This is a genomic window from Pseudomonas sp. 05N433 (assembly GCF_056396925.1).
On sequence record NZ_JBFTML010000051.1, the window covers coordinates 1 to 19,937 of the forward strand.

Consider the following 19,937-nt stretch of genomic DNA (forward strand, 5'->3'; position numbering starts at 1 on the left):
CCCATACCCATGAACAGGCAATGAATTATGTTTATCAACAAGTACTGCAGCGCTTGCTGAGCTTTTTCTCTCGCGCCGAGCGCACGGCATTGCAACTGATGATTCAGCGCCTGGTGGTGTCGGCTGGAGGTATGGAGCGTATCGGCGATTACAAGGTGTTGGTGATCCAGTCCGGCTCCCGTGACAGCTGCTACACACTGGCGTTGCTGCGCGCCGCGCAACTGAGTATCGCCGGTCGGGCACCGGCGACGTTTCAGCTGCGAGTGGCCACTTTGCGCTTGAGTGGTACGGCTGCGACAGCACTGGAAAACATCCATCGCAGCAGCAGTGCATTGTTTCTATACGACGATCCCCGGGTCGAAATGTTGATGGTCGATAATCGTGAGGTCCTGCCGTTCAATCACTTGGCGCCAATCTCCGATGCCGGCCGCGAGTCGAATCGGCTCAATCTGCTGATGGTCGGGCACCGTCGGGCCTGGAACGGGCCGCTTGAGTTGTGGGACGACGGGTACCTGGCCACAGGTGATTTTTATGGACAAATTGCCCGCTGGGACAACGGCGTCGATGTCATGGTCAGCAGCGATTCACCCCGTCGGCAGGCTCAGTTTATCGAGGGTTTGAACCGTGCCGCAGCCAAGGCCGGGCTTGCGCCGACGAGCCGCCATGAAACGGGCTACGAGGGATTGTTCGCGCGGCTCGATGAACTGGGCAGCGACTGCTATCGCGAGTTTTATCCCGACTCTGCTCAGGCTGCGTGGCGTCCTGCCGAGCGCTTTGAGGCCTGCCGTCGCACGACCTTCATCGACATCCACGACATGCTGGTCAGCAACCTGGAAGAGCGCTGGCCGCTGCTCACTGACTTCCTCGGCTTCCAACCTGATGAACTGACGGCTCAATTCAGTGATAACAACCATGTCAGTCCGTCGATATCCGCGCACCTTCGCGGCTTGCAAGCGCGCTTTGTACACGGTCGCACCTACGAAGAGGGGGTCAGCGAATACCTGCAGCGGGCGTTGGTGATGATGCGTCGTAAACAATTGCCCGAGCGCTTTTGCGAGCAGGCAGTGGAGGCCCTCGGCAATCCGCTGACCATGGCCGATCAGCGCGGATTGGCGACAGCCGAGGCACAAAAAAATCTCGGTTTGAGTGAAGCGCAACTGGTGTGCCTGCTGTTCGCCCCGTTTGTCGATAACGGCGCGGCCCTGGAGCATTTTCTTCGTCAATGCCATCCCGGCATGCTGGTAGCGCTGCCGGAATTGCACCGGGCGATGCAGGGCGGTCCGGCACCCGAGCAGGTTCTGCAGTGGATGGTGGATGTCAGCGGGTTGCCGGTCAGCCTGATCGGTACGCTTTACCGCATGAGGCCGGTGGTTCGGGATGAGGGTAGGGTGCCAGGCACGGAAAGCGGCGACGCGGGCGTGCAAGTCGAAGACATGGACCCCGAGAATGAAGCAGCAGTGACTGGCGAATGGTCGATGGGCCAGTGAATGTTCCTGGTTTGGCGGACGCATCAAGAGTGCGTCATGACGTTCGTAGCGTGTTCGGTCATCACCCATGAAAGGATCACGAGATTCCGATTTCGCGTACCAGGCGGTGTACCGCTACCTGAACAATCTGATCAATGAGCCGGGCAGTGACGTGCGAGTGCGCCTGCCCTCATTGCGGCAGTTGGCGGATCGTTTGAGTGTGTCGATCTCGACCATTCAATACGCCTATTCGCTGCTGGAGAAGGAAGGACGCATCTATTCGGTTGCCAAGTCAGGCTATTACGCACTGCCGGTGTCTTCTATCGGTCTTCCCGGCAGCGGTAAAGACCTGCTCGAAACGGTCTATGTCAACGCCAGGCGCCCCGGCATGCTGGTGTTGAGCGCCGATGAACCGGCGTTGTTACAACCCCTGGACAGCCCGTTGTTGTTGCTGGAGAGAGAATTGCTGCGCCAGTATCCGCGCCAGCCACAACCGTCTTCACAACCCTGCGGCGAGCTGGAACTGCGCACGGCCCTTGCGGCACGCTACACCACTTCGCCGACACGCTGCTGGCATGCCGATGATGTCTATATCGGCGCAGATATGCGCGGCGTACTTGAAATATTGATCGCCGTTCTTGAGCTCAAAGATTCGGTGGTGGTGGTCGAGTCGCCGTGCGACTGGGTGATTCTGCGCTTGTTCCAGGACGCCGACGTGCAGATTGTCGAGCTGCCGCTGCAAGCCTGTGGTGGCCTGGATCTCGAACAGCTGAGAGAGCTGCTCGAGACCGGGCAGGTGCGACTGATGATGCTTTCATCGGGACTGAACATGCCGCGCGGGAGCGTGGCGCCTGACGACAACCGGCAGTCCACTGCGCAACTGCTGGGACGGCATGGCTGTTGGGTGTTGGAAAACGATTGTTACGGCGAGCTCGAATTCGAGCCGAGCGGCTTGCGGTTTCGCGACCTGGTGGACCCTGATCGGCTGATCGTGTTTTCCACTTTCGAGAAAATCATCGGCTCGGAGGCACCCTTTGGTTACCTGCTCTCGCGACAACTGCGTGCCGAACTGCAACGGCACTTTCTGCTGCGGGCATTCCGTTTGTCGCTGATTCGTCAGAAAGCCATCGCGCGGCTGTACAGCAACGGACGCATCGATCAACACCTGCTGGTGTTGCGTCGACTGCTCAAGGAACGCATGGTGCTGATGACCCAACTGCTCCAGGAGCGTCTGCCGGAATCGCTGCATTTCGTCGAGCCCCAGGGCGGGGCGACGGTGTGGATTCGCTCGTTGCGCCAGGTCAATGTACATCGAGTGTTCCAGAGACTGCTCAAGCAGCAAGTGGTCATCGCACCGGGGGAGTTGTTCAGTTTGCAGGGCCTGCACGCGCAGCACTTGCGCCTGAGTCATACATTCGGTGGCGACCACGAGCTCGTCGCTGCACTGGGGCTACTGGGGGATGCCTTGCGTCTGGAATCGATCGATTGAGCCGAGGTGGCAGAGCTCCTCGGAACCTGACATTCGATAACGTCGCGCAACGGCCAAACTGTCAGTAAACTGCGCTCCTATCCCGAACCACTCTCTCTCAGAGGTTTTGCATGACACTCAGTCCTTTTGCGGGCAAACCGGCACCGGCAGAACTGTTGGTCGACATCCCGCGACTGGTAACGGCCTATTACACCGGCCAGCCCGATGCAGCCATTTCTACCCAGCGCGTCGCCTTCGGCACGTCCGGACACCGAGGTAGCTCGTTCGACTTGAGTTTCAACGAATGGCATGTCCTGGCCATCAGCCAGGCGATCTGCCTGTATCGCGAGGCCCAGGGCATCGATGGCCCGCTGTTCGTCGGGATCGACACCCACGCACTGTCCACGCCGGCCGGTGCCAGTGCCCTGGAAGTGTTGGCGGCGAACGGTGTCACGGTGATGATCGCCGAAGGCGACGAGTACACCCCGACGCCGGCCATTTCCCATGCGATTCTTTGCTACAACCGCGGGCGCACTTCAGGCCTGGCGGACGGCATCGTCATCACGCCGTCCCACAACCCGCCGCAAAGCGGTGGCTACAAGTACAACCCAACCAACGGCGGCCCGGCCGATACCCACATCACCAAGTGGATCGAAGCCAAGGCCAACGAGTTGCTGGCAGCCAGGCTCGCCGGCGTCAAACGCATCAGCTACGAGCAGGCCCTGAAGGCCAGCACTACCCATCGTCATGATTACCTCAACACCTATGTCGCTGACCTGATCAACGTGATCGACTTCGACGCCATCCGCGATGCGAAGCTGCGTCTGGGTGTCGATCCGCTGGGCGGAGCAGGGGTGCGCTACTGGTCGGCGATTGCCGAGCACTACCGCCTGGACCTGGAAGTGGTGAATAAACAGGTTGATGCAACGTTCCGTTTCATGACCGTCGACTGGGACGGGCAGATCCGCATGGACCCATCGTCCAGCTATGCCATGCAAGGCCTGATCGGCCTGAAAGAGCGTTTCGACGTGGCGTTTGCGTGCGACCCGGACCACGACCGTCATGGCATCGTGACCCCGTCCGGTGGTTTGCTGGCGCCGAACAACTACCTCGCGGTCTCGATCGACTACCTGTTCCAGAACCGTCCACTGTGGCGCGCCGATGCGGCCGTGGGTAAGACCGTGGTCAGCAGCGGCTTGATCGATCGCGTCGCCAAACGCCTGGGCCGTCGTCTGTACGAAGTGCCGGTCGGTTTCAAATGGTTTGCCGACGGTCTGTTCGACGGCTCCCTGGGTTTTGGCGGTGAAGAAAGCGCCGGTGCATCGTTCCTGCGCAAGGACGGCGGTGTCTGGAGTACCGACAAGGACGGTTTGATTCCGGCGCTGCTGGCCGCTGAAATGACCGCTCGCACGGGCCGTGACCCAAGCCAGGCCTATCGCGCGTTGACCGATGAACTGGGTGAGCCGTTCTCGGTACGCGTTGATGCCAAGGCCAATCCTGAACAGAAAGCTCTGCTGAGCAAATTGTCGCCGGACCAGGTCACCTCGACTCAATTGGCGGGCGAAGYGATTCAGAGCATCCTCAGCCATGCACCGGGCAACGACCAGGCCATTGGCGGTCTGAAAGTCATGACCGAGAACGGCTGGTTCGCGGCGCGGCCGTCGGGCACCGAGGACATCTACAAGATTTACGCGGAAAGCTTTGTCAGTGACGACCACCTGAAACAACTGGTGGCCGAGGCCCAGACACTGGTAGATGGCGCAATTTCTGCGAAGTGATTGAAAGTCCTGTGGTGAGGGAGCTTGCTCCCTCGCCACAAATGAAATTGTCTAGTCCTGAAGCTGGTGTAAACCTTGTTCAGGACGGGACACACAGCCAAAAAAAGGGGCGACCATCAACGGTCGCCCCTTTTTTTGCCGCGCATTTACCGCCTCAAGCCACATCTACCAAGACGATTTCGCTGTCTTCGATCGCAGTCACCCGCAACACTTGCTCATCGGCAACCGCGACCCCGTCTCGAGCTTGTGCGCGCAAGCCATTGACTTCAATCGCTCCTGTCGCTGGCACCAGATAAGCGCGACGGCCACTGTCCAGACGATATTCAGCCGTTTCCCCGGCTTTCAGGTTGGCCGCCACCAGACGTGCATCGGCCCGAATCCGCAGGCTTTGATCGTCGCCGGCCTTGCCACTGGCCAGGGTCACGAAGCCTTCGCGCTGGCCTTTGGGGAAGGGCTTGGCGCCCCACGACGGTGCCAGACCGGTTTCGTTGGGGATGATCCAGATCTGAAAGATCCGGGTCTCGGTCGCTTCCAGATTGTATTCACTGTGGGCGATCCCGGTGCCGGCGCTCATGACCTGCACATCACCGGCTTCGGTACGGCCCTTGTTGCCCAGGTTGTCCTGGTGGGTAATCGCGCCTTCACGAACGTAGGTGATGATTTCCATGTCCCGGTGCGGGTGTTGCGGGAACCCGGTGCCGGGGGCAATCACGTCATCGTTCCACACCCGCAGGTTGCCCCAGTTCATGCGTTTGGGGTCGTAGTACTCGGCGAACGAAAAGTGGTGATGGGCATCCAGCCAGCCATGGTGCGCGCCGCCCAGGGAGTTGAAAGGTCTGAGTTCAAGCATGATCGTCTCCTGAAAAAGGTTCGTCATGGGGGCAGAACGTCTGAGCCACAAACGAGAACCGGTGGTTGATGGTCAGTATCATCCATCAGGTACCCATCGATAAAAAGCGTAAAAAATGCCTCAATACCATCGAATTATTTGATATCGAATAATCTCGAATTTTTCTCATCCAGCCTTCACTTCATCGCATAAGCCAATGACCTGTAAGCATTTCACTAGAACTCAACGGCAAATGCAGACACCATAGCCCCCGACAGCCTCACACACTGGAGTCCGCCTGCGTGCCGCAACACACACCCGATCTTCCGCCCGAACTTCGTCCCCTGGCCGAGATGCCTTTGCTCAAACGTCTGGCCGCCCGGTTCTTTGGCCACGGCCTGACCCGCCTGCGCGCGCAACACCGTGCGTCCTGGCTGCACGGGCAAGCCGACGGTTTTCGCAGCGGTCACAGCGCTGGCGTGGAATACGGCTATAAGGAAGGCAAGCTCGAGGGTCTGGAAGAAGGCCGGCAAGTGCTGCTGATCCGCGACTCGCGCTCCACCGAGCATCGACCGCCCAACGTCGATGACAACCTGTTCGACGATTGGCGCCTGCCATTGAGCGCCGAGCTGAAGAAGCGCATGAAGGCCGACGTGGCGCGACTGCTGCCTGCGCATGCCCAGCCGAGCGCTGCCCAATGGAAAATGATCTTCAGTGACACACCGTCGACTTCGGTGATCGCCGGCGCGGGCGCGGGCAAGTCGACCACCCTGGTGTTGCGTATCTTGCTGCTCAGCCATTACCTGGGGTTTGAGCTGAGCTCGATGACCGTGGTGACCTTCACCCGCGAGTCGCGCAAGGACTTCATCAATAAGCTGATCGAACTGTTTACCGTGTGGGGCCGGGCACTCAGCTTCAAAGAAGCGCGGGACCTGGTGCGTACTTTTCATTCGCGGATCCTGCCAATGGTGCGCAGCCTGCCGGGTTTCGAACGACTGCAAGCCTTCGAAAACCTCAGCTTTCGCGTGCAGGGCACCGATGAGGAGGTCGACAGCAACCCCTTCGACCTGCGAATCAACGACGCCCAGCGCCAGCAGCTCAACGTCTGCTATCACAGCCTGCATACCCGCGATGAGCGTTTCCGCGAATTGATCAAGCCGTTGTCTCGTCACGCCTTGCAGCTCAAGGAACTGGAGCGCGATCACCCGGACGTGCAAAAGCGCATGGCGGTGACTGAACTGGCGGCCAAGCGCGATGAAGAGCTGTGCGACACCATCGAGGACCTGTGGTTTCGCGCCGGCGCCTGGCCGATCAAGGGCATCGAGCCGAATCGTCAGACCTTCGACATCAACGGTTCGACCTTCCATTGCCACGGTTACATTCCGGCGCTGGATGCCTGGGTGGTGCTGGGTTTCGATCCTCGGGAAAATCCCCAGGTCAGCCGCCCGAATGCCAAGCTGACCGTGCGTGCGGAATGGGCTGTAAAGCGCACCTTGTTTCAAGCTTTCTGTCGTAAGCCATTGATATGGCTCGATAGTTACGAATCTTCAAAACGTGTTTTGGCGTCGCTTGCCGGTGACGCCAGCGCCGGGCCGGGCTTCGATTACAAGGTCAAGGGCGAGCTGGCTTCCGCGCCGTTGCTGGACTGTTTTGTCGCGGCAGCCGGGTTTATCGAAAACCTCGGCCTGGATGTGCCCAATGCCGTGGGCCAGATGAGTTTCGCCAAAGATGACCCGGACCGATTCTTCTTCGAGGCCTTGAGCCTGTTCTGGCGAGCGCTGGAAGATCATCTGCTGGATCAATCGCCACCCGTGATGACCTACAACCGGATGTTTGCCCTGTTCAGCGAGCATTCACCGGAGAATCTCAAGTTGCTCGGCGATGAACTGCTCAGGCCAATGTCGCACTTGATGATCGATGAGTTCCAGGACGTGTCGCCGCAGATCGTTTCCTGGATTCGCGCCAGCCTGGTCGAGATCCGCAGTCGTGGCCCGGCCATGCACGTAGGGCGCGGGGCGCAACGTTCGTCATTGCTGTGTGTGGGGGACGACTGGCAATCGATTTACGGCTGGCGTGGCAGCTCGCCGAGCTACTTCATGGAGTTCAACAAGGAGTTCCCGTCGCCGAGCACGACCAAGGTGATGCTCAGCGACAATTACCGCAGCCATCAGCACATCATCGACGCGGCGGAGCACATCGTCCGCGCCGCACCGGCAATCGCCGGCAAGAAGGCCAAGGCCAGCGGAGAACCCAAGGCGTTGCTGCCGGTGAACGTCCTCGATCGGGATGACCAGGGCATGGCCCAGCGCCTGATCGAGCACTACAGAAAAGGCGATTCAATCTTGATGCTTTATCGAAAAAGTAGCGATAAGTCATTGATAGAAGAACATATTCAGTCTGTAGTTAATGTTGATTCTAGCTTGCCGTACGACGCGCGACGGCTCAAGCAACTGACCTATCACAGCGCCAAGGGCCTGCAAGCTGATGCGGTATTCCTGCTGGGAGATTGCCAGCATCTGACCAGTTCGCCTTACAAGAACCAGGTCTATCGCATGGCCGGGCTCGGCAAGGCCGGCGACAGCGAGCCCTACGACAGCGCACAGAAAGACGAGATCCTGCGTCTGGCCTACGTGGGCATCACCCGGGCGGTGAGCCATTGCTACTGGTATGTCGATGGCCAGGATACCCAGGCGGCGAATATGCCCAAGGCCTCCGACCGGATCGGCAAGGGCAAGGCGTTTTTTGCCGATCATCGTCAGGGAAAAGTGCAGGCCTGAACCTCAAGAGAGTCTTGAGTCAAAAAACCTGTGGCGAGGGAGCTTGCTCCCGCTGGGCTGCGTAGCGGCCCCAAAAATGCGACAAGCATTGCCGATTTTTGTGAGCGCTGCGCACTCAAGCGGGAGCAAGCTCCCTCGCCACAACAAGCTCGCTCGCCACAAAAGTTGCGAGGGTCGCGATCCCGGCCTATGGTCCAAGCGAGGCTTTGATTGCGACGAGGCGCTCGACTCGCTTCAGGTCGCTGTCCATCCAGTGCGGATACCCGTAGCGAGGTGACGACATGCCGAACAACTCCCGTCCCGCCGTGCTCGAACTGATCGGCAATACGCCGCTGGTGCGTATCAGCCGCTTCGATACCGGCCCATGCACACTGTTCCTCAAGCTTGAATCGCAGAACCCCGGTGGTTCGATCAAGGATCGCATCGGCCTGGCGATGATCGATGCCGCCGAGCGCGACGGTCGCCTGCGCCCCGGCGGTACCATCGTCGAGGCCACGGCCGGCAACACTGGCCTGGGGCTGGCCCTGGTCGGTCGCGCCAAGGGCTATCGGGTGGTACTGGTGGTGCCGGACAAGATGTCCACCGAGAAAGTCCTTCACCTCAAAGCGATGGGCGCCGAGGTGCATATCACCCGCTCCGACGTCGGCAAGGGCCATCCCGATTATTACCAGGACGTCGCTGCGCGGCTGGCCAAGGACATTCCCGACGCCTTCTTCGCCGATCAGTTCAACAACCCGGCCAACCCGCTGGCCCACGAGTGCAGCACCGCGCCGGAGATCTGGGCGCAGACTCAGCATGATGTGGATGCCATCGTGGTCGGTGTCGGTTCGGCTGGCACGCTGACCGGGCTGACTCGTTTCTTTCAGCGCGTACAACCGAATCTGGAAATGGTGCTGGCCGATCCGGTCGGCTCGGTGATGGCCGAATACAGCCGCAGCGGCACCCTCGGTACGCCCGGTTCCTGGGCGGTGGAGGGCATCGGCGAGGATTTCATTCCGTCGATTGCCGACCTTTCCAGCGTGCGCAAGGCCTATTCGATCAGCGACGAGGAAAGCTTCGATCATGCCCGCCAACTGCTGCGCGCCGAAGGCATTCTCGGCGGCTCTTCGACTGGCACCTTGCTGGCGGCGGCATTGCGTTACTGCCGCGAGCAGACCGAGCCGAAGCGGGTGGTCAGTTTCGTTTGCGACACCGGCACCCGTTATCTGTCGAAGATCTACAACGACCAGTGGATGAACGATCAGGGCCTGCTTGCGCGCAAACGCTACGGCGATTTGCGTGACCTGATCGCGCGGCGTTTCGAGGATGGCCGGGTGGTCAGCGTCGGCCCGGACGACACCTTGCTCACCGCCTTCCAGCGCATGCGCCTGGCGGATGTGTCGCAACTGCCGGTGCTGGTGGACGGGCAGCGGCTGGTCGGGGTCATCGACGAGTCCGATATTCTGTTTGGCGTGCATGAAGACGCCACGCACTTTCGCATGACCGTGACCAGCGCGATGACCGACAAACTCGAAACCCTGCCTCCCGGCGCCAGTCTTGCTGAACTGGAGGCGGTGCTCGACCGTGGGCTGGTGGCGATCATCGCCGATACCTCGGGCTTCCATGGCCTGATTACCCGCGTCGACATGCTCAATCACTTGCGGAGATCACTGGCATGAGTCAGCACGATGAAAGCACCGCGCCACGGGGCTTTGCCACCCGTGTGATCCATGCCGGACAGACGCCGGACCCGACCACCGGGGCGCTGATGCCACCGATTTACGCCAACTCCACCTATGCGCAGCAGAGCCCCGGTGTGCACAAGGGCTTCGATTACGGGCGTTCGCACAACCCGACGCGCTTTGCCCTGGAGCGTTGCGTGGCGGACCTTGAGGGCGGCACCCAGGCGTTCGCTTTCGCCTCCGGACTGGCGGCGATCGCCACTGTGCTCGAATTGCTCGACGCGGGTGCGCACATCGTTTCTGGCAATGATTTGTACGGCGGGACTTTCCGTCTGTTCGAACGGGTGCGCCGGCGCAGCGCGGGGCATCGCTTCAGCTTCGTCGATCTGACGAACCTGACGGCCTTCGAAGCGGCGCTGCAGGACGACACGCGAATGGTCTGGGTCGAGACGCCGAGCAATCCTTTGCTCAGCCTCACTGATCTCACCGCTGTCGCACGGATCTGTCGCGAGCGCGGCATCATCTGCGTGGCGGACAACACCTTCGCCAGCCCGTGGATCCAGCGGCCGCTGGAGCTGGGCTTCGACATCGTGTTGCACTCGACCACCAAATACCTGAACGGCCACTCCGACGTGATCGGCGGCATCGCAGTGGTCGGGCAGAATGCAGAACTGGCCGAGCGCCTGGGCTTTCTGCAGAACGCAGTGGGGGCGATCGCCGGGCCGTTCGACGCATTCCTCACCTTGCGCGGGGTGAAGACCCTGGCGCTGCGCATGGAACGTCATTGCAGCAACGCGCTGGAGTTGGCGCAATGGCTGGAACGTCAGCCGCAAGTGGCACGCGTGTATTATCCGGGCCTGGCATCGCACCCGCAGCACGAATTGGCGCGGCGGCAGATGCGCGGGTTCGGTGGGATGATTTCCGTCGAGCTGAACAGCGACCTGACGGGCGCCAGGCGTTTTCTCGAGAGTGTGCGGATCTTTGCCTTGGCCGAGAGCCTGGGCGGGGTGGAAAGCCTGATCGAGCACCCGGCGATCATGACTCACGCCACCATTCCCGCAGAAACACGCGCACAGCTAGGCATCAGCGATGCGCTGGTGCGTTTGTCTGTGGGGGTGGAGGATGTCGAAGACCTACGCGCCGATCTGGGCCAGGCGCTGATGCAAGTTGCGGCGATGCATTCCTTGTAGCAGCTGTCGAGCAGCGCGAGGCAGCGTTCGGCGGCGAAGCCGTCGTGAATCCGGTTGACATAGTCTGCCTGATACACCGTGAGTTCTGATTTTACGACGGCTTCGCCGCCGAACGCAGCCTCGCAGGCTCGACAGCTGCTACAAGCCGATCGGGCTCGGCAGCTGCTACAAAAAGCCCGCTAAATCGATAAGCGGGCTTTTTGTCGGGTGTTGGCTGTCAGGCATAACTCCTGAGCGTCTGCGGAGGAATGAACGCTTCCAGCTCATCCTCGACCGCTTCGATAATCCGCTCTACATCGGCAGCGTTCATGACCGTTGCACAAGGAATGCCGGCAATGGCGATCATGGTTTCGCCGCTGGCTCGGTCGAACAGGCGAGCAACCATGCTGCCCGGTGCATCCATGGTCGCCTCGAAACCCATGGGATGAAAATGCCAGCGCATCAGCTGGCAGGCATTTGGAAAAGTAACCTTGCTGAATGAACCTTGATTCATGTGTTGCCCACCTTCYTCATCGAGCGCTTCCTTTAGCTCATGTTAGGAGGGAAGAGCCTTCAATGGCTCAACCGGTGACTGTCTTTAAAAGTAGCACCCGGATGTGAAAATCATGTGGAATTTTTCAGACCGTTCAGCGATTGGTTCAGTTTTTTTGATGCAGGTCATGAGATACGGGCATCTCGGCCAAGGGCCAGCATTGCCGGGCTGGGCATCCCATTGGTCGTTGAAGCCCGGACAGAACTTCGGCAAGCTCGGTTTTTTCTCGTCGAGTCCTCTATGCACGCCGATGATGATGGTCCGTTGCAAACCCAGGCCACGGGCGACACGGTCATGCGTTACCACCTGCGCTGGAAGCACCGCGATCTGGATGGTGTGATGGCGCTTTATCACCCGGACATTCAGTACAACGACTTTTTCCAGAACCGCGTGATGGGGCTGGACGCGTTGCGCGACTACGTGCGTGACAGCATGCCCCGGGATCCGGATGAGGCGCTGGAGCACTCGGACCGTATTCGACTGGATGGCAACACGGCGTTCATTCAATACCGCATCACCCTTCGCGGCGGTGAAGGGCTGGTGTCGTTTCGGACCAGCGAGGCGATCACCGTGCGTGACGGGCTGATCTGGCGGGTCAATGAATACGCCACCCTTGTACATGAACAAACATCCGGCAAAGCCGCCCGCAACCTGCGCCCGGCGGTCAGTCGGCTCGGGTTGTCACCGCGACAGCTGAGCTTCATGGCCGAAGACTTGCAGCAGTATTTCCAGGGACAGCAGCCGTACCTGGATCCCGAACTCGACCTGCAACGGGTGGCGAAGGAGTGCGGTTACAGCCGCAATCAGATTTCCTACCTGTTGAACCAGGTGCTCGGTCAAAGCYTCTACCGTTACGTCAATCAGGCGCGGTTGCAGCATTTGCTCGCGGCACTGGACAGTGCCACTCCACCACTGCGTATCGATGAGCTGGCCTTTGCCGCAGGCTTCAATTCGCTGTCGGCGTTTTACAGCTGTTTCCGCCAGCACACCGGTCTGTCGCCCAAGGCTTACGCCAAACAAATTTCTTTGCGTGCACGCGCGCAAGACGGCCCCTGAGCCCACGCACTAGGATCGACGCCATCGAAGTGTTGAGCGGTGGAGTCTTGCATGGCAGCGTGGCGAACGATCAGTTTGTGGATGGATCAACTCGACGAGCCGATGCTGGCGCGCCCGGCGCTGGAACAGGACCTGGACGTCGACGTGGCCATCATTGGCGCCGGGTACACCGGGCTCTGGACGGCGTACTACCTCAAACGCCTGGCGCCGGGACTGAACATCGCCATCGTCGAAGCCCAAACCGCGGGGTTTGGTGCGTCGGGCCGTAACGGCGGCTGGTTGATGGGCAATCTRCTGGGTGAAGACCGCTTGCTCGCCGGACTACCGGCGGAACAACGTCGCGCCTCTTTCGATCTGTTGCACAGCATCCCTGATGAAGTAGAGATCGTCCTCGAACGAGAAGGCATTGACTGCGATTACCGCAAGGGCGGGGCGCTTTACTGTGCGGCGCGTTACCCGGAGCAGGAAGCCAGCCTGCGCAATTATCTGGACGCGCTCTACCGCCAAGGGCTGACCGAGGCCGACTACCGCTGGCTCAGCCCCGAGCAATTGGCGCAACAGATCAGAATTGCCAAACCTTATGGCGGTATCTATGCACCGCACGTGGCGACCATTCACCCGGCAAAGTTGGTGCGAGGTCTGGCACGGACGGTGGAGCTCATGGGGGTCAACATTTATGAAAACAGCCCGGTCACCCAGTGGCAGTCGGGCAGTTTGCGTACCGCCCGCGCGCAGGTTCGCAACCGCTGGATCGTGCCGGCGGTAGAAGGTTACGCGGTCACGTTGCCGCCGCTGGGTCGTTATCAATTGCCCGTGCAGAGTTTACTGGTGGCGACCGAACCGCTGTCCGCCGCGACCTGGGACGACATCGGCCTCAGCCATGGTCAGGCGTTCAGCGAAAGCAGCCGCCAGGTCACCTACGGCCAGCGCACGGCCGACAACCGTCTGGTGTTTGGCGCCCGTGGCGGCTATCAGTTTGCCGGCAAGTTGCGCCATGACTTCGAGCTGAGCGCCAGCGAAGTGCAGTTACGACGCTACCTGTTCGGTGAACTCTTCCCGCAGCTCAAGAACGTGCGAATCACCCACGCCTGGGGCGGAAACCTAGGGATGTCCCGGCGCTTCAAGCCGCACATGCTCTGCGATCAGGCCAGCGGCATCGCCTTGTCGGGCGGTTATGGCGGGGAAGGCGTGGGTGCCAGCAACCTCGGCGGGCGGACGCTGGCCGATCTGATTCTTCGGCGCGATACCGAGTTGGTGCGCCAGCCGTGGGTGATTACGGAGGGCGGTCTCGACGCGCTCAAGGCCTGGGAGCCGGAGCCCTGCCGCTGGCTGGGCTACAACGCAATCATCCGCAGCTTCGTTCACGAAGACCAGACCCTGGCCAATCCGTCCACCGCGCCCTGGCGTCGCAAACTGGCCTGCCGGGTCGCGGGGTTCATGGAAGGTTTCATGCGCTGAACGGCGATGCACTGATGTTGCCGGCCAACAGCCTCGGCATCTGGGACATCCAGGAAACCGTGCGCAAGACCTACGTTTTGATTTTTTGATCTCTGATTGCCTGCCAGTTCTCCAATAAAAAGAAAACAACCCATACAGGAATCGACCCATGATCCGAAAGACACTGACGCTTGCTCCACTTGCGCTCGTCGCGACCCTCAGTCAGGCCGCCGAGACCGTGAAAATCTACAACTGGTCGGACTACATCGCCCCGGACACCACAAAAAACTTCCAGAAAGAAACCGGTATCGCCTTCAGTTACGACGTCTTCGACAGCAACGAAACCCTGGATGGCAAGTTGATGACCGGCACATCCGGGTATGACGTGGTATTCCCGTCCAACCACTTCATGGCCCGACAGATTGAGGGCGGGGTTCTGAAGAAACTCGACAAGAGCCAGCTGCCGAACTGGAAAAACCTCAACCCGGTGTTGCTCAAAACGTTACAAGCCAACGACCCGGGCAACGAGCATGGCTTCCCGTATTTATGGGGCAGCACCGGCATCGGCTACAACGTGGCAAAGGTCAAGGCTGTGCTGGGCGACAACGCGCCGGTGGATTCCTGGGACCTGATCTTCAAACCCGAGAACATGGCAAAACTGCAAAAGTGCGGCGTGGCGATCCTCGACAACGGGCCCGAACTGTTGCCGGCGGCGTTGARTTACCTGGGGCTGCCGCATCACAGCAAGAACCCCGAAGACTATAAAAAGGCCGAAGCGCTGCTGATGAAAGTCCGGCCCTATGTCAGCTATTTCCACTCGTCCAAATACACCAGCGACCTGGCCAACGGCGATATCTGCGTGGCCGTCGGCTTCTCTGGCGACATTCTCCAGGCGGAAAACCGCGCCAAGGAAGCCGGGAATGGTGTGGACATCGGCTATTCGATTCCCAAGGAAGGCGCGGCCATCTGGTTCGACATGGTCGCCATGCCCGCCGAYGCCCCGGACGAGAAAGCCGGTTACGCGTTCATGAACTACCTGCTGCGTCCCGACGTCATGGCCGGCATCAGCAACTACGTGCACTACGCCAACGGCAACGAACAGGCCGACCACCTGATCGATCCGGCGATCAAGAACGACACCAAGGTGTATCCGAGCCCGGAAATGATGGGCAAATTGTTTGCCCTTGAGGCGATGCCGTTGAACATCGACCGGGTGCGGACGCGGGTGTGGAACAAGATCAGGACCGGTAGCTGATCGGTCATCTTTTGTGGCCAATGGCTACGGTTGGGTTGACTGCAATGGGTTAGATTCCATGTCTCTTTCAGTAAGTAGGAGGCAATGGAATGCCTGTTTGTTCGAAAGCTGGTCATCTACGCATTGGGCGGTACTCGGAGCCTGGGCGCATCTACTTGTTAACAGCTGTGGTTCACGATCGGCAGCCAATTTTTACCGATTGGCGCTTAGGTAGGCTGGTTGCCCAACAATTACATCAGGCTCAGGAGGAGCATTGGGTAGAGTTTTTGACGTGGGTGGTGATGCCAGATCATATGCACTGTTTGGTAGAACTTCGGGATAAAACACTGGCCGAGCTGATGTGCCGAATCAAATCCCGAAGCAGTCTAGCCGTTAATCAGGCGCTAGGGCGAAGCGGGCGTTTGTGGCAGAAGGGCTATCACGATCGAGCGGTTCGGAAAGAGGAGGACGTGAAAGGTCTTGCCCGATATGTCGTTGCCAATCCTGTTCGGGCGGGACTGGTGATACGTGTTCATGATTATCCGCTGTGGGATGCGTGTTGGCTGTGATGATTTACGACTGCTGCGCAGCCGAACGCAGGCTGCGCCAGCTGCTACAAAAGCCGTGGCGTGCGCGGACCCGTAGCAGCTGCCGAAGGCTGCGTTCGGCTGCGCAGCAGTCGTGTCCTTCATAGGGTTGGTACCTCTTTTGGAAACGAACAGGTGTCCGGGGGCAACTGGGGCACCCAGAAGCGACCAGGTCAACATCGCTTGCTTCCAGGATCGCCTTACGTAGCGATGGCAAAAGGCGCGTGCGGTATTACCCGACGCGCCAGTCTGTCATTTGCTGGCGTCCAGCACGACGCGGTAACGCGCCTTGCCACTGCGTAGGTGATCAATGGCGTCGTTGATCCGGCTCATGGGAAAGTGTTCGACCTGCGGCAAGATCTGATGCCGGGCGCAGAACTCAAGCATGGTTGCTGTGTTACTGGGCGAGCCAACCGGCGAGGCGGACACACTCTTTTGTTGGGGCAGGAGGTTGAATACGTGCACTGGAATAGCGCCAGGCACGACGCCGACAAAGTGCAGGCGACCCTTGCCGCGCAGCGTGCCGAGCATGGCCGGCCAGTCGAGGTCGGCGTTGGCGGTGACCAGGAGAAAATCCAGGGTGCCGGCAATGGATTTCAGCGCGTTACTGTCGGTAGAGGCGAGCACGTTGTGTGCCCCCAGGCGCCTGGCTTCGTCCTGTTTGCTCAGCGACGAGGTAAAGGCCGTGACTTCGCAACCCCATGCGTTGAGGAAGCGTAGTGCCAGATGACCGAGGCCGCCGATTCCCACGACACCGACCCGGTCAGTGGGCTTGACGTCGAATTCCACGAGCGGGTTGAACACCGTCGAGCCTGCGCAGAACAGCGGTCCGGCCATGGCCGGGTCAAGTCCGTCCGGTATCGCAAGCGCCCAGGCCCAGTGCGAACGCAGGCGATCGGCGAAGCCGCCGTTGCTGYCGACGATGGTGGGTTGGACTGTGTTGCATAGCTGGTGGGAGCCTTCGATACACGAGGAGCAATGCATGCAACTGCCCTTGTACCAACCGATGCCCACCCGTTGCCCCACTTCGAGACCGCGTACCTGTGCGCCCACTCGCACGATACTGCCGACTACTTCGTGGCCTGGGATAAACGGGTAGTGGCTCAGGCCCCATTCGTTATCGATCATCGACTGGTCGGAGTGGCAGACGCCGCAATACTCCACGGCGACTTCCACCTCCTCGGCGCCCAATGGGCCGGGATCGTAGCTATAGCGCTCCAGCGGCGCGCCTGCCGATGTTGCGGCCCAGCCGGTAAAAGTTGTGAGTTCGGTACTGTTGCTCATGGGATACCTCCAGATCAGGAGACAGGGACTTTGGCCGTTCGGATGCGGTGGCCTGGCAAGCCAGAGCGTAATCAGTCTAGCAGGCCGCAATCACGAGCATGGTCTGAGAGCGGTGCCGGGATTAACGGGTCGTCGGAGCCCTGTCGTCGTCCACTGCGGCAACTAACTGGACGTTTAATTTGATTGATATCAATACACTGGCGCTGATACTAAGAAGTCCAAAAAAAGAGAGCCAATCAACAAAAAAACAACTTACCAATATTTAATATTTAAATATGAAATTGTCGGACAATCCGGCTGAAACCCTGTACTAAGAACAATCTTTCGACAGCACAAGCAATGTTTGCTGGAGTTCTGCGAAACAGTTCAATTTGACGTCAAAAAAAATGTAGACGTTTGATTTCGAATTGTGTCAGTTTTCATACGCCTTCATTGGGCGAGTGATAGGACGATCTCGCCAGAGATTGTCGTATCGGACAAAAACTGTTCCATTGCTAAACAAGGAAGTGTGTTTATGTCGAAAGTAAAAGACAACGCTATTGATCTTGCCGAACAGGCCTTTGCACCATTGGCTGCCGCCAGTTCTGCCTACAACCAGATCGATAGTTTCAGCCATCAGTATGATCGGGGTGGCAATCTCACGGTCAATGGCAAACCCTCCTTCTCCGTCGACCAGGCCGCTACCCAGCTGCTGCGTGACGGCGCTGCTTACCAGGACAAGGACGGCAGTGGCAAAATCGAACTTACCTACACGTTCCTGACCTCGGCCTCGTCGAGCACCATGAACAAGCACGGCATTACCGGGTTCAGCCAGTTCAATACGCAACAGAAAGCCCAGGCCGTGCTCGCCATGCAATCCTGGGCCGACGTGGCCAACGTCACCTTCACCGAGAAGTCCTCCGGTGGTGACGGTCACATGACCTTCGGCAACTACAGCGGTGGTCAGGATGGCGCAGCGGCATTCGCTTATCTGCCTGGCACGGGCGCCGGTTATGACGGTACTTCGTGGTACCTGACCAACAGCAGCTATACGCCGAACAAGACGCCGGACCTGAACAACTACGGCCGTCAGACCCTGACCCACGAAATCGGTCATACCCTGGGGCTGGCCCACCCTGGCGATTAYAACGCCGGTGAAGGTGCGCCGACCTACAATGACGCGACTTACGGGCAAGACACCCGCGGTTACAGCGTCATGAGTTACTGGAGTGAAAGCAATACCGATCAAAACTTCAGCAAGGGCGGTGTGGAAGCGTATTCTTCCGGCCCGCTGATGGACGATATCGCGGCCATCCAGAAACTCTACGGTGCCAACACCACCACCCGTACCGGTGACACCACCTACGGCTTCAACTCCAACGCCGGTCGCGACTTCTTGAGCGCATCTTCCTCGTCGGACAAAGTCGTGTTTTCGGTGTGGGATGCGGGCGGCAAGGACACCCTGGATTTCTCCGGCTTTACCCAGAACCAGAAGATCAACCTCAATGAAGCCTCGTTCTCCGACGTTGGCGGCCTGGTGGGCAACGTGTCCATCGCCAAAGGTGTCACGATCGAGAACGCGATTGGCGGCTCGGGTAGCGACCTGTTGATCGGTAACAGTGTGTCCAACGAACTGAAGGGCGGTGCCGGCAACGACATCCTCTTCGGCGCGGGCGGTGCAGACAAACTGTGGGGCGGCTCGGGTTCGGACACCTTCGTGTTCGCGGCCAGCAGCGACTCCAAGCCAGGCGCGGTCGACCAGATCCTCGATTTTGTCAGCGGCCTGGACAAGATCGACCTGACCGGCATCACCAAAGGCGCGGGCCTGCATTTCGTGAACTCGTTCACCGGTGCGGCAGGCGATGCAGTGTTGACCACTTCGGGCGGCAACAGCCTGTTGTCGGTGGACTTCTCCGGGCACGGCGTGGCTGATTTCCTGGTCAGCACCGTTGGCCAGGCGGCGTTCTCGGACATCGTGGCCTGATTCAAGGCATAAAGGAGGGCGGCGCTTTACGCGTCGCTCTCTGCCCCGATCCAGAGTAAAACGCCCTATGACCCAGAACGCTTTTACCTGCAAAACAACCGCGTGGCTGTTAGCGACGCTGATGATGTTTCTTGGAGAAGTAGCCATGGCAAGCAGTCTGAAATTAGCCGATCCGTCGGAGCTCGCCGGCAAATGGCAAGCCATTTTGAATACCGCGCAAGACTCGCCCGAGTCCCAGGCGCTGCAGGACAAACCGTCGAATGTCTGCACGATAGAGCTTAAATCGGACCAGACCCTGGGTGAGGGGGCCGATTGCTTCAGTGCCTGGCTGAACAAATCGGCGATGGGCTGGTTCCCGGAGCCGGACGGCATTGCCGTGACCGGGGAAGAAGGCTCAAGAATTGTGTTTTTCAGCCGACAGCATGAGGGGCTTTATAAAAGCACCTTGAAGTCGGGGCTGATTATTACGCTCACGCGCGCAGCGCAATAAGCGAAAGGCGTCGGACCGACGACAGGTACTGAATATAAAGACCGTTGTTGCAGTTATAAGCAGCAGATCAATAACCAAGACTCTTTAAAGTCCACAAAGAGTTGTTATTAATCTGTCAGCAATAACCGGCAAAAGAATGTCTCGACCCGTGTGCGGACAGTTAATTGGAACCTTGCCAAGTGAGG

General features: G+C 59.4%; 15 protein-coding genes and 1 pseudogene. 13 read left to right on the plus strand and 3 right to left on the minus strand.

From position 1 onward, the window contains the following. The 3 genes from AC1DIS_RS23285 to pgm all read left to right on the plus strand — a co-directional run. The coding region (locus AC1DIS_RS23285) for a hypothetical protein (RefSeq protein ID WP_477781102.1) at positions 1-1,487 on the plus strand (1,487 nt) is incomplete at its 5' end. 67 nt (positions 1,488-1,554) lie between these two features. Beyond that, the gene (locus AC1DIS_RS23290; protein ID WP_477743066.1) at positions 1,555-2,955 is read left to right on the plus strand and encodes an aminotransferase-like domain-containing protein; all 1,401 of its coding nucleotides are present in this window, start codon (positions 1,555-1,557) and stop codon (positions 2,953-2,955) included. 110 nt (positions 2,956-3,065) lie between these two features. Then, a complete protein-coding gene (gene pgm / locus AC1DIS_RS23295) occupies positions 3,066-4,712 on the plus strand; it encodes a phosphoglucomutase (alpha-D-glucose-1,6-bisphosphate-dependent) (RefSeq protein WP_477781103.1) in 1,647 nt (548 codons plus the stop codon). A 154-nt stretch (positions 4,713-4,866) separates the two neighbouring features. Here pgm and AC1DIS_RS23300 read toward each other — a convergent pair whose 3' ends face one another. After that, positions 4,867-5,562 carry a pirin family protein gene (locus AC1DIS_RS23300; protein WP_018926013.1) on the minus strand — a complete coding sequence of 232 codons (696 nt, stop codon included), beginning with the start codon at positions 5,560-5,562 and terminating at the stop codon, positions 4,867-4,869. A gap of 281 nt (positions 5,563-5,843) precedes the next feature. Between AC1DIS_RS23300 and AC1DIS_RS23305 the strand changes: the two genes are divergently transcribed. From AC1DIS_RS23305 to AC1DIS_RS23315, 3 genes are all read left to right on the plus strand, one after another. Next, positions 5,844-8,318: a UvrD-helicase domain-containing protein gene (locus AC1DIS_RS23305; RefSeq protein ID WP_477745500.1), complete on the plus strand. Its 2,475-nt coding sequence runs from the start codon at positions 5,844-5,846 to the stop codon at positions 8,316-8,318. Positions 8,319-8,599: 281 nt separating this feature from the next. Next, positions 8,600-9,976, plus strand: a complete 1,377-nt coding sequence (locus AC1DIS_RS23310) for a pyridoxal-phosphate dependent enzyme (RefSeq protein WP_064618027.1) — start codon at positions 8,600-8,602, stop codon at positions 9,974-9,976. Further along, positions 9,973-11,169, plus strand: a complete 1,197-nt coding sequence (locus AC1DIS_RS23315) for a cystathionine gamma-synthase (RefSeq protein ID WP_477743069.1) — start codon at positions 9,973-9,975, stop codon at positions 11,167-11,169. Before AC1DIS_RS23310 ends, AC1DIS_RS23315 begins: the two co-directional genes overlap by 4 nt. A 217-nt stretch (positions 11,170-11,386) precedes the next feature. On the opposite strand, the gene AC1DIS_RS23320 is transcribed toward AC1DIS_RS23315, so the two are convergent. Next, positions 11,387-11,662: a DUF1652 domain-containing protein gene (locus AC1DIS_RS23320; protein WP_018926009.1), complete on the minus strand. Its 276-nt coding sequence runs from the start codon at positions 11,660-11,662 to the stop codon at positions 11,387-11,389. Between the two features lie 279 nt (positions 11,663-11,941). Here AC1DIS_RS23320 and AC1DIS_RS23325 point away from each other — a divergent pair, with 279 nt between their 5' ends. The 5 genes and pseudogenes from AC1DIS_RS23325 to AC1DIS_RS23345 all read left to right on the plus strand — a co-directional run bounded on the left by AC1DIS_RS23325 (position 11,942) and on the right by AC1DIS_RS23345 (position 15,997). After that, complete coding sequence (locus AC1DIS_RS23325) at positions 11,942-12,757, plus strand: helix-turn-helix transcriptional regulator (protein ID WP_477781104.1); 816 nt, start codon at positions 11,942-11,944, stop codon at positions 12,755-12,757. A 51-nt stretch (positions 12,758-12,808) separates the two neighbouring features. After that, entirely contained in the window at positions 12,809-14,215 is a 1,407-nt protein-coding gene (locus AC1DIS_RS23330; protein WP_477743071.1) for an NAD(P)/FAD-dependent oxidoreductase, read from the plus strand. 2 nt (positions 14,216-14,217) lie between these two features. Then, positions 14,218-14,304 (plus strand): annotated as a pseudogene (locus tag AC1DIS_RS23335) (cupin domain-containing protein); the annotation flags it as partial. Positions 14,305-14,363: 59 nt separating this feature from the next. Continuing rightward, positions 14,364-15,449 carry a polyamine ABC transporter substrate-binding protein gene (locus tag AC1DIS_RS23340; RefSeq protein WP_477781105.1) on the plus strand — a complete coding sequence of 362 codons (1,086 nt, stop codon included), beginning with the start codon at positions 14,364-14,366 and terminating at the stop codon, positions 15,447-15,449. Positions 15,450-15,538: 89 nt separating this feature from the next. Beyond that, positions 15,539-15,997 (plus strand): REP-associated tyrosine transposase, encoded by a 459-nt coding sequence (locus AC1DIS_RS23345; RefSeq protein WP_192350564.1) that lies wholly within the window; start codon positions 15,539-15,541, stop codon positions 15,995-15,997. 270 nt (positions 15,998-16,267) lie between these two features. On the opposite strand, the gene ahr is transcribed toward AC1DIS_RS23345, so the two are convergent. Next, complete coding sequence (gene ahr, locus AC1DIS_RS23350; RefSeq protein WP_477781106.1) at positions 16,268-17,299, minus strand: NADPH-dependent aldehyde reductase Ahr; 1,032 nt, start codon at positions 17,297-17,299, stop codon at positions 16,268-16,270. 514 nt (positions 17,300-17,813) lie between these two features. On the opposite strand from ahr, the gene AC1DIS_RS23355 reads away from it, so the two are divergent. Both AC1DIS_RS23355 and AC1DIS_RS23360 read left to right on the plus strand, forming a co-directional pair. Further along, positions 17,814-19,262, plus strand: coding sequence for a serralysin family metalloprotease (locus AC1DIS_RS23355; protein WP_018926004.1), 1,449 nt, complete (start codon positions 17,814-17,816; stop codon positions 19,260-19,262). A gap of 67 nt (positions 19,263-19,329) precedes the next feature. Further along, positions 19,330-19,752, plus strand: a complete 423-nt coding sequence (locus AC1DIS_RS23360; protein WP_018926003.1) for an AprI/Inh family metalloprotease inhibitor — start codon at positions 19,330-19,332, stop codon at positions 19,750-19,752. The last annotated feature ends 185 nt before the right edge of the window (positions 19,753-19,937 follow it).

Excerpts from the sequence above, each read along its gene's own strand:
- AC1DIS_RS23310 (WP_064618027.1), top strand. The coding sequence starts at position 8,600 with ATGCCGAACAACTCCCGTCCCGCCGTGCTCGAACTGATCGGCAATACG.
- AC1DIS_RS23300 (WP_018926013.1), bottom strand. The coding sequence starts at position 5,562 with ATGCTTGAACTCAGACCTTTCAACTCCCTGGGCGGCGCGCACCATGGC.
- AC1DIS_RS23315 (WP_477743069.1), top strand. The coding sequence starts at position 9,973 with ATGAGTCAGCACGATGAAAGCACCGCGCCACGGGGCTTTGCCACCCGT.
- AC1DIS_RS23345 (WP_192350564.1), top strand. The coding sequence starts at position 15,539 with ATGCCTGTTTGTTCGAAAGCTGGTCATCTACGCATTGGGCGGTACTCG.
- AC1DIS_RS23290 (WP_477743066.1), top strand. The coding sequence starts at position 1,555 with ATGAAAGGATCACGAGATTCCGATTTCGCGTACCAGGCGGTGTACCGC.
- AC1DIS_RS23360 (WP_018926003.1), top strand. The coding sequence starts at position 19,330 with ATGACCCAGAACGCTTTTACCTGCAAAACAACCGCGTGGCTGTTAGCG.
- AC1DIS_RS23320 (WP_018926009.1), bottom strand. The coding sequence starts at position 11,662 with ATGAATCAAGGTTCATTCAGCAAGGTTACTTTTCCAAATGCCTGCCAG.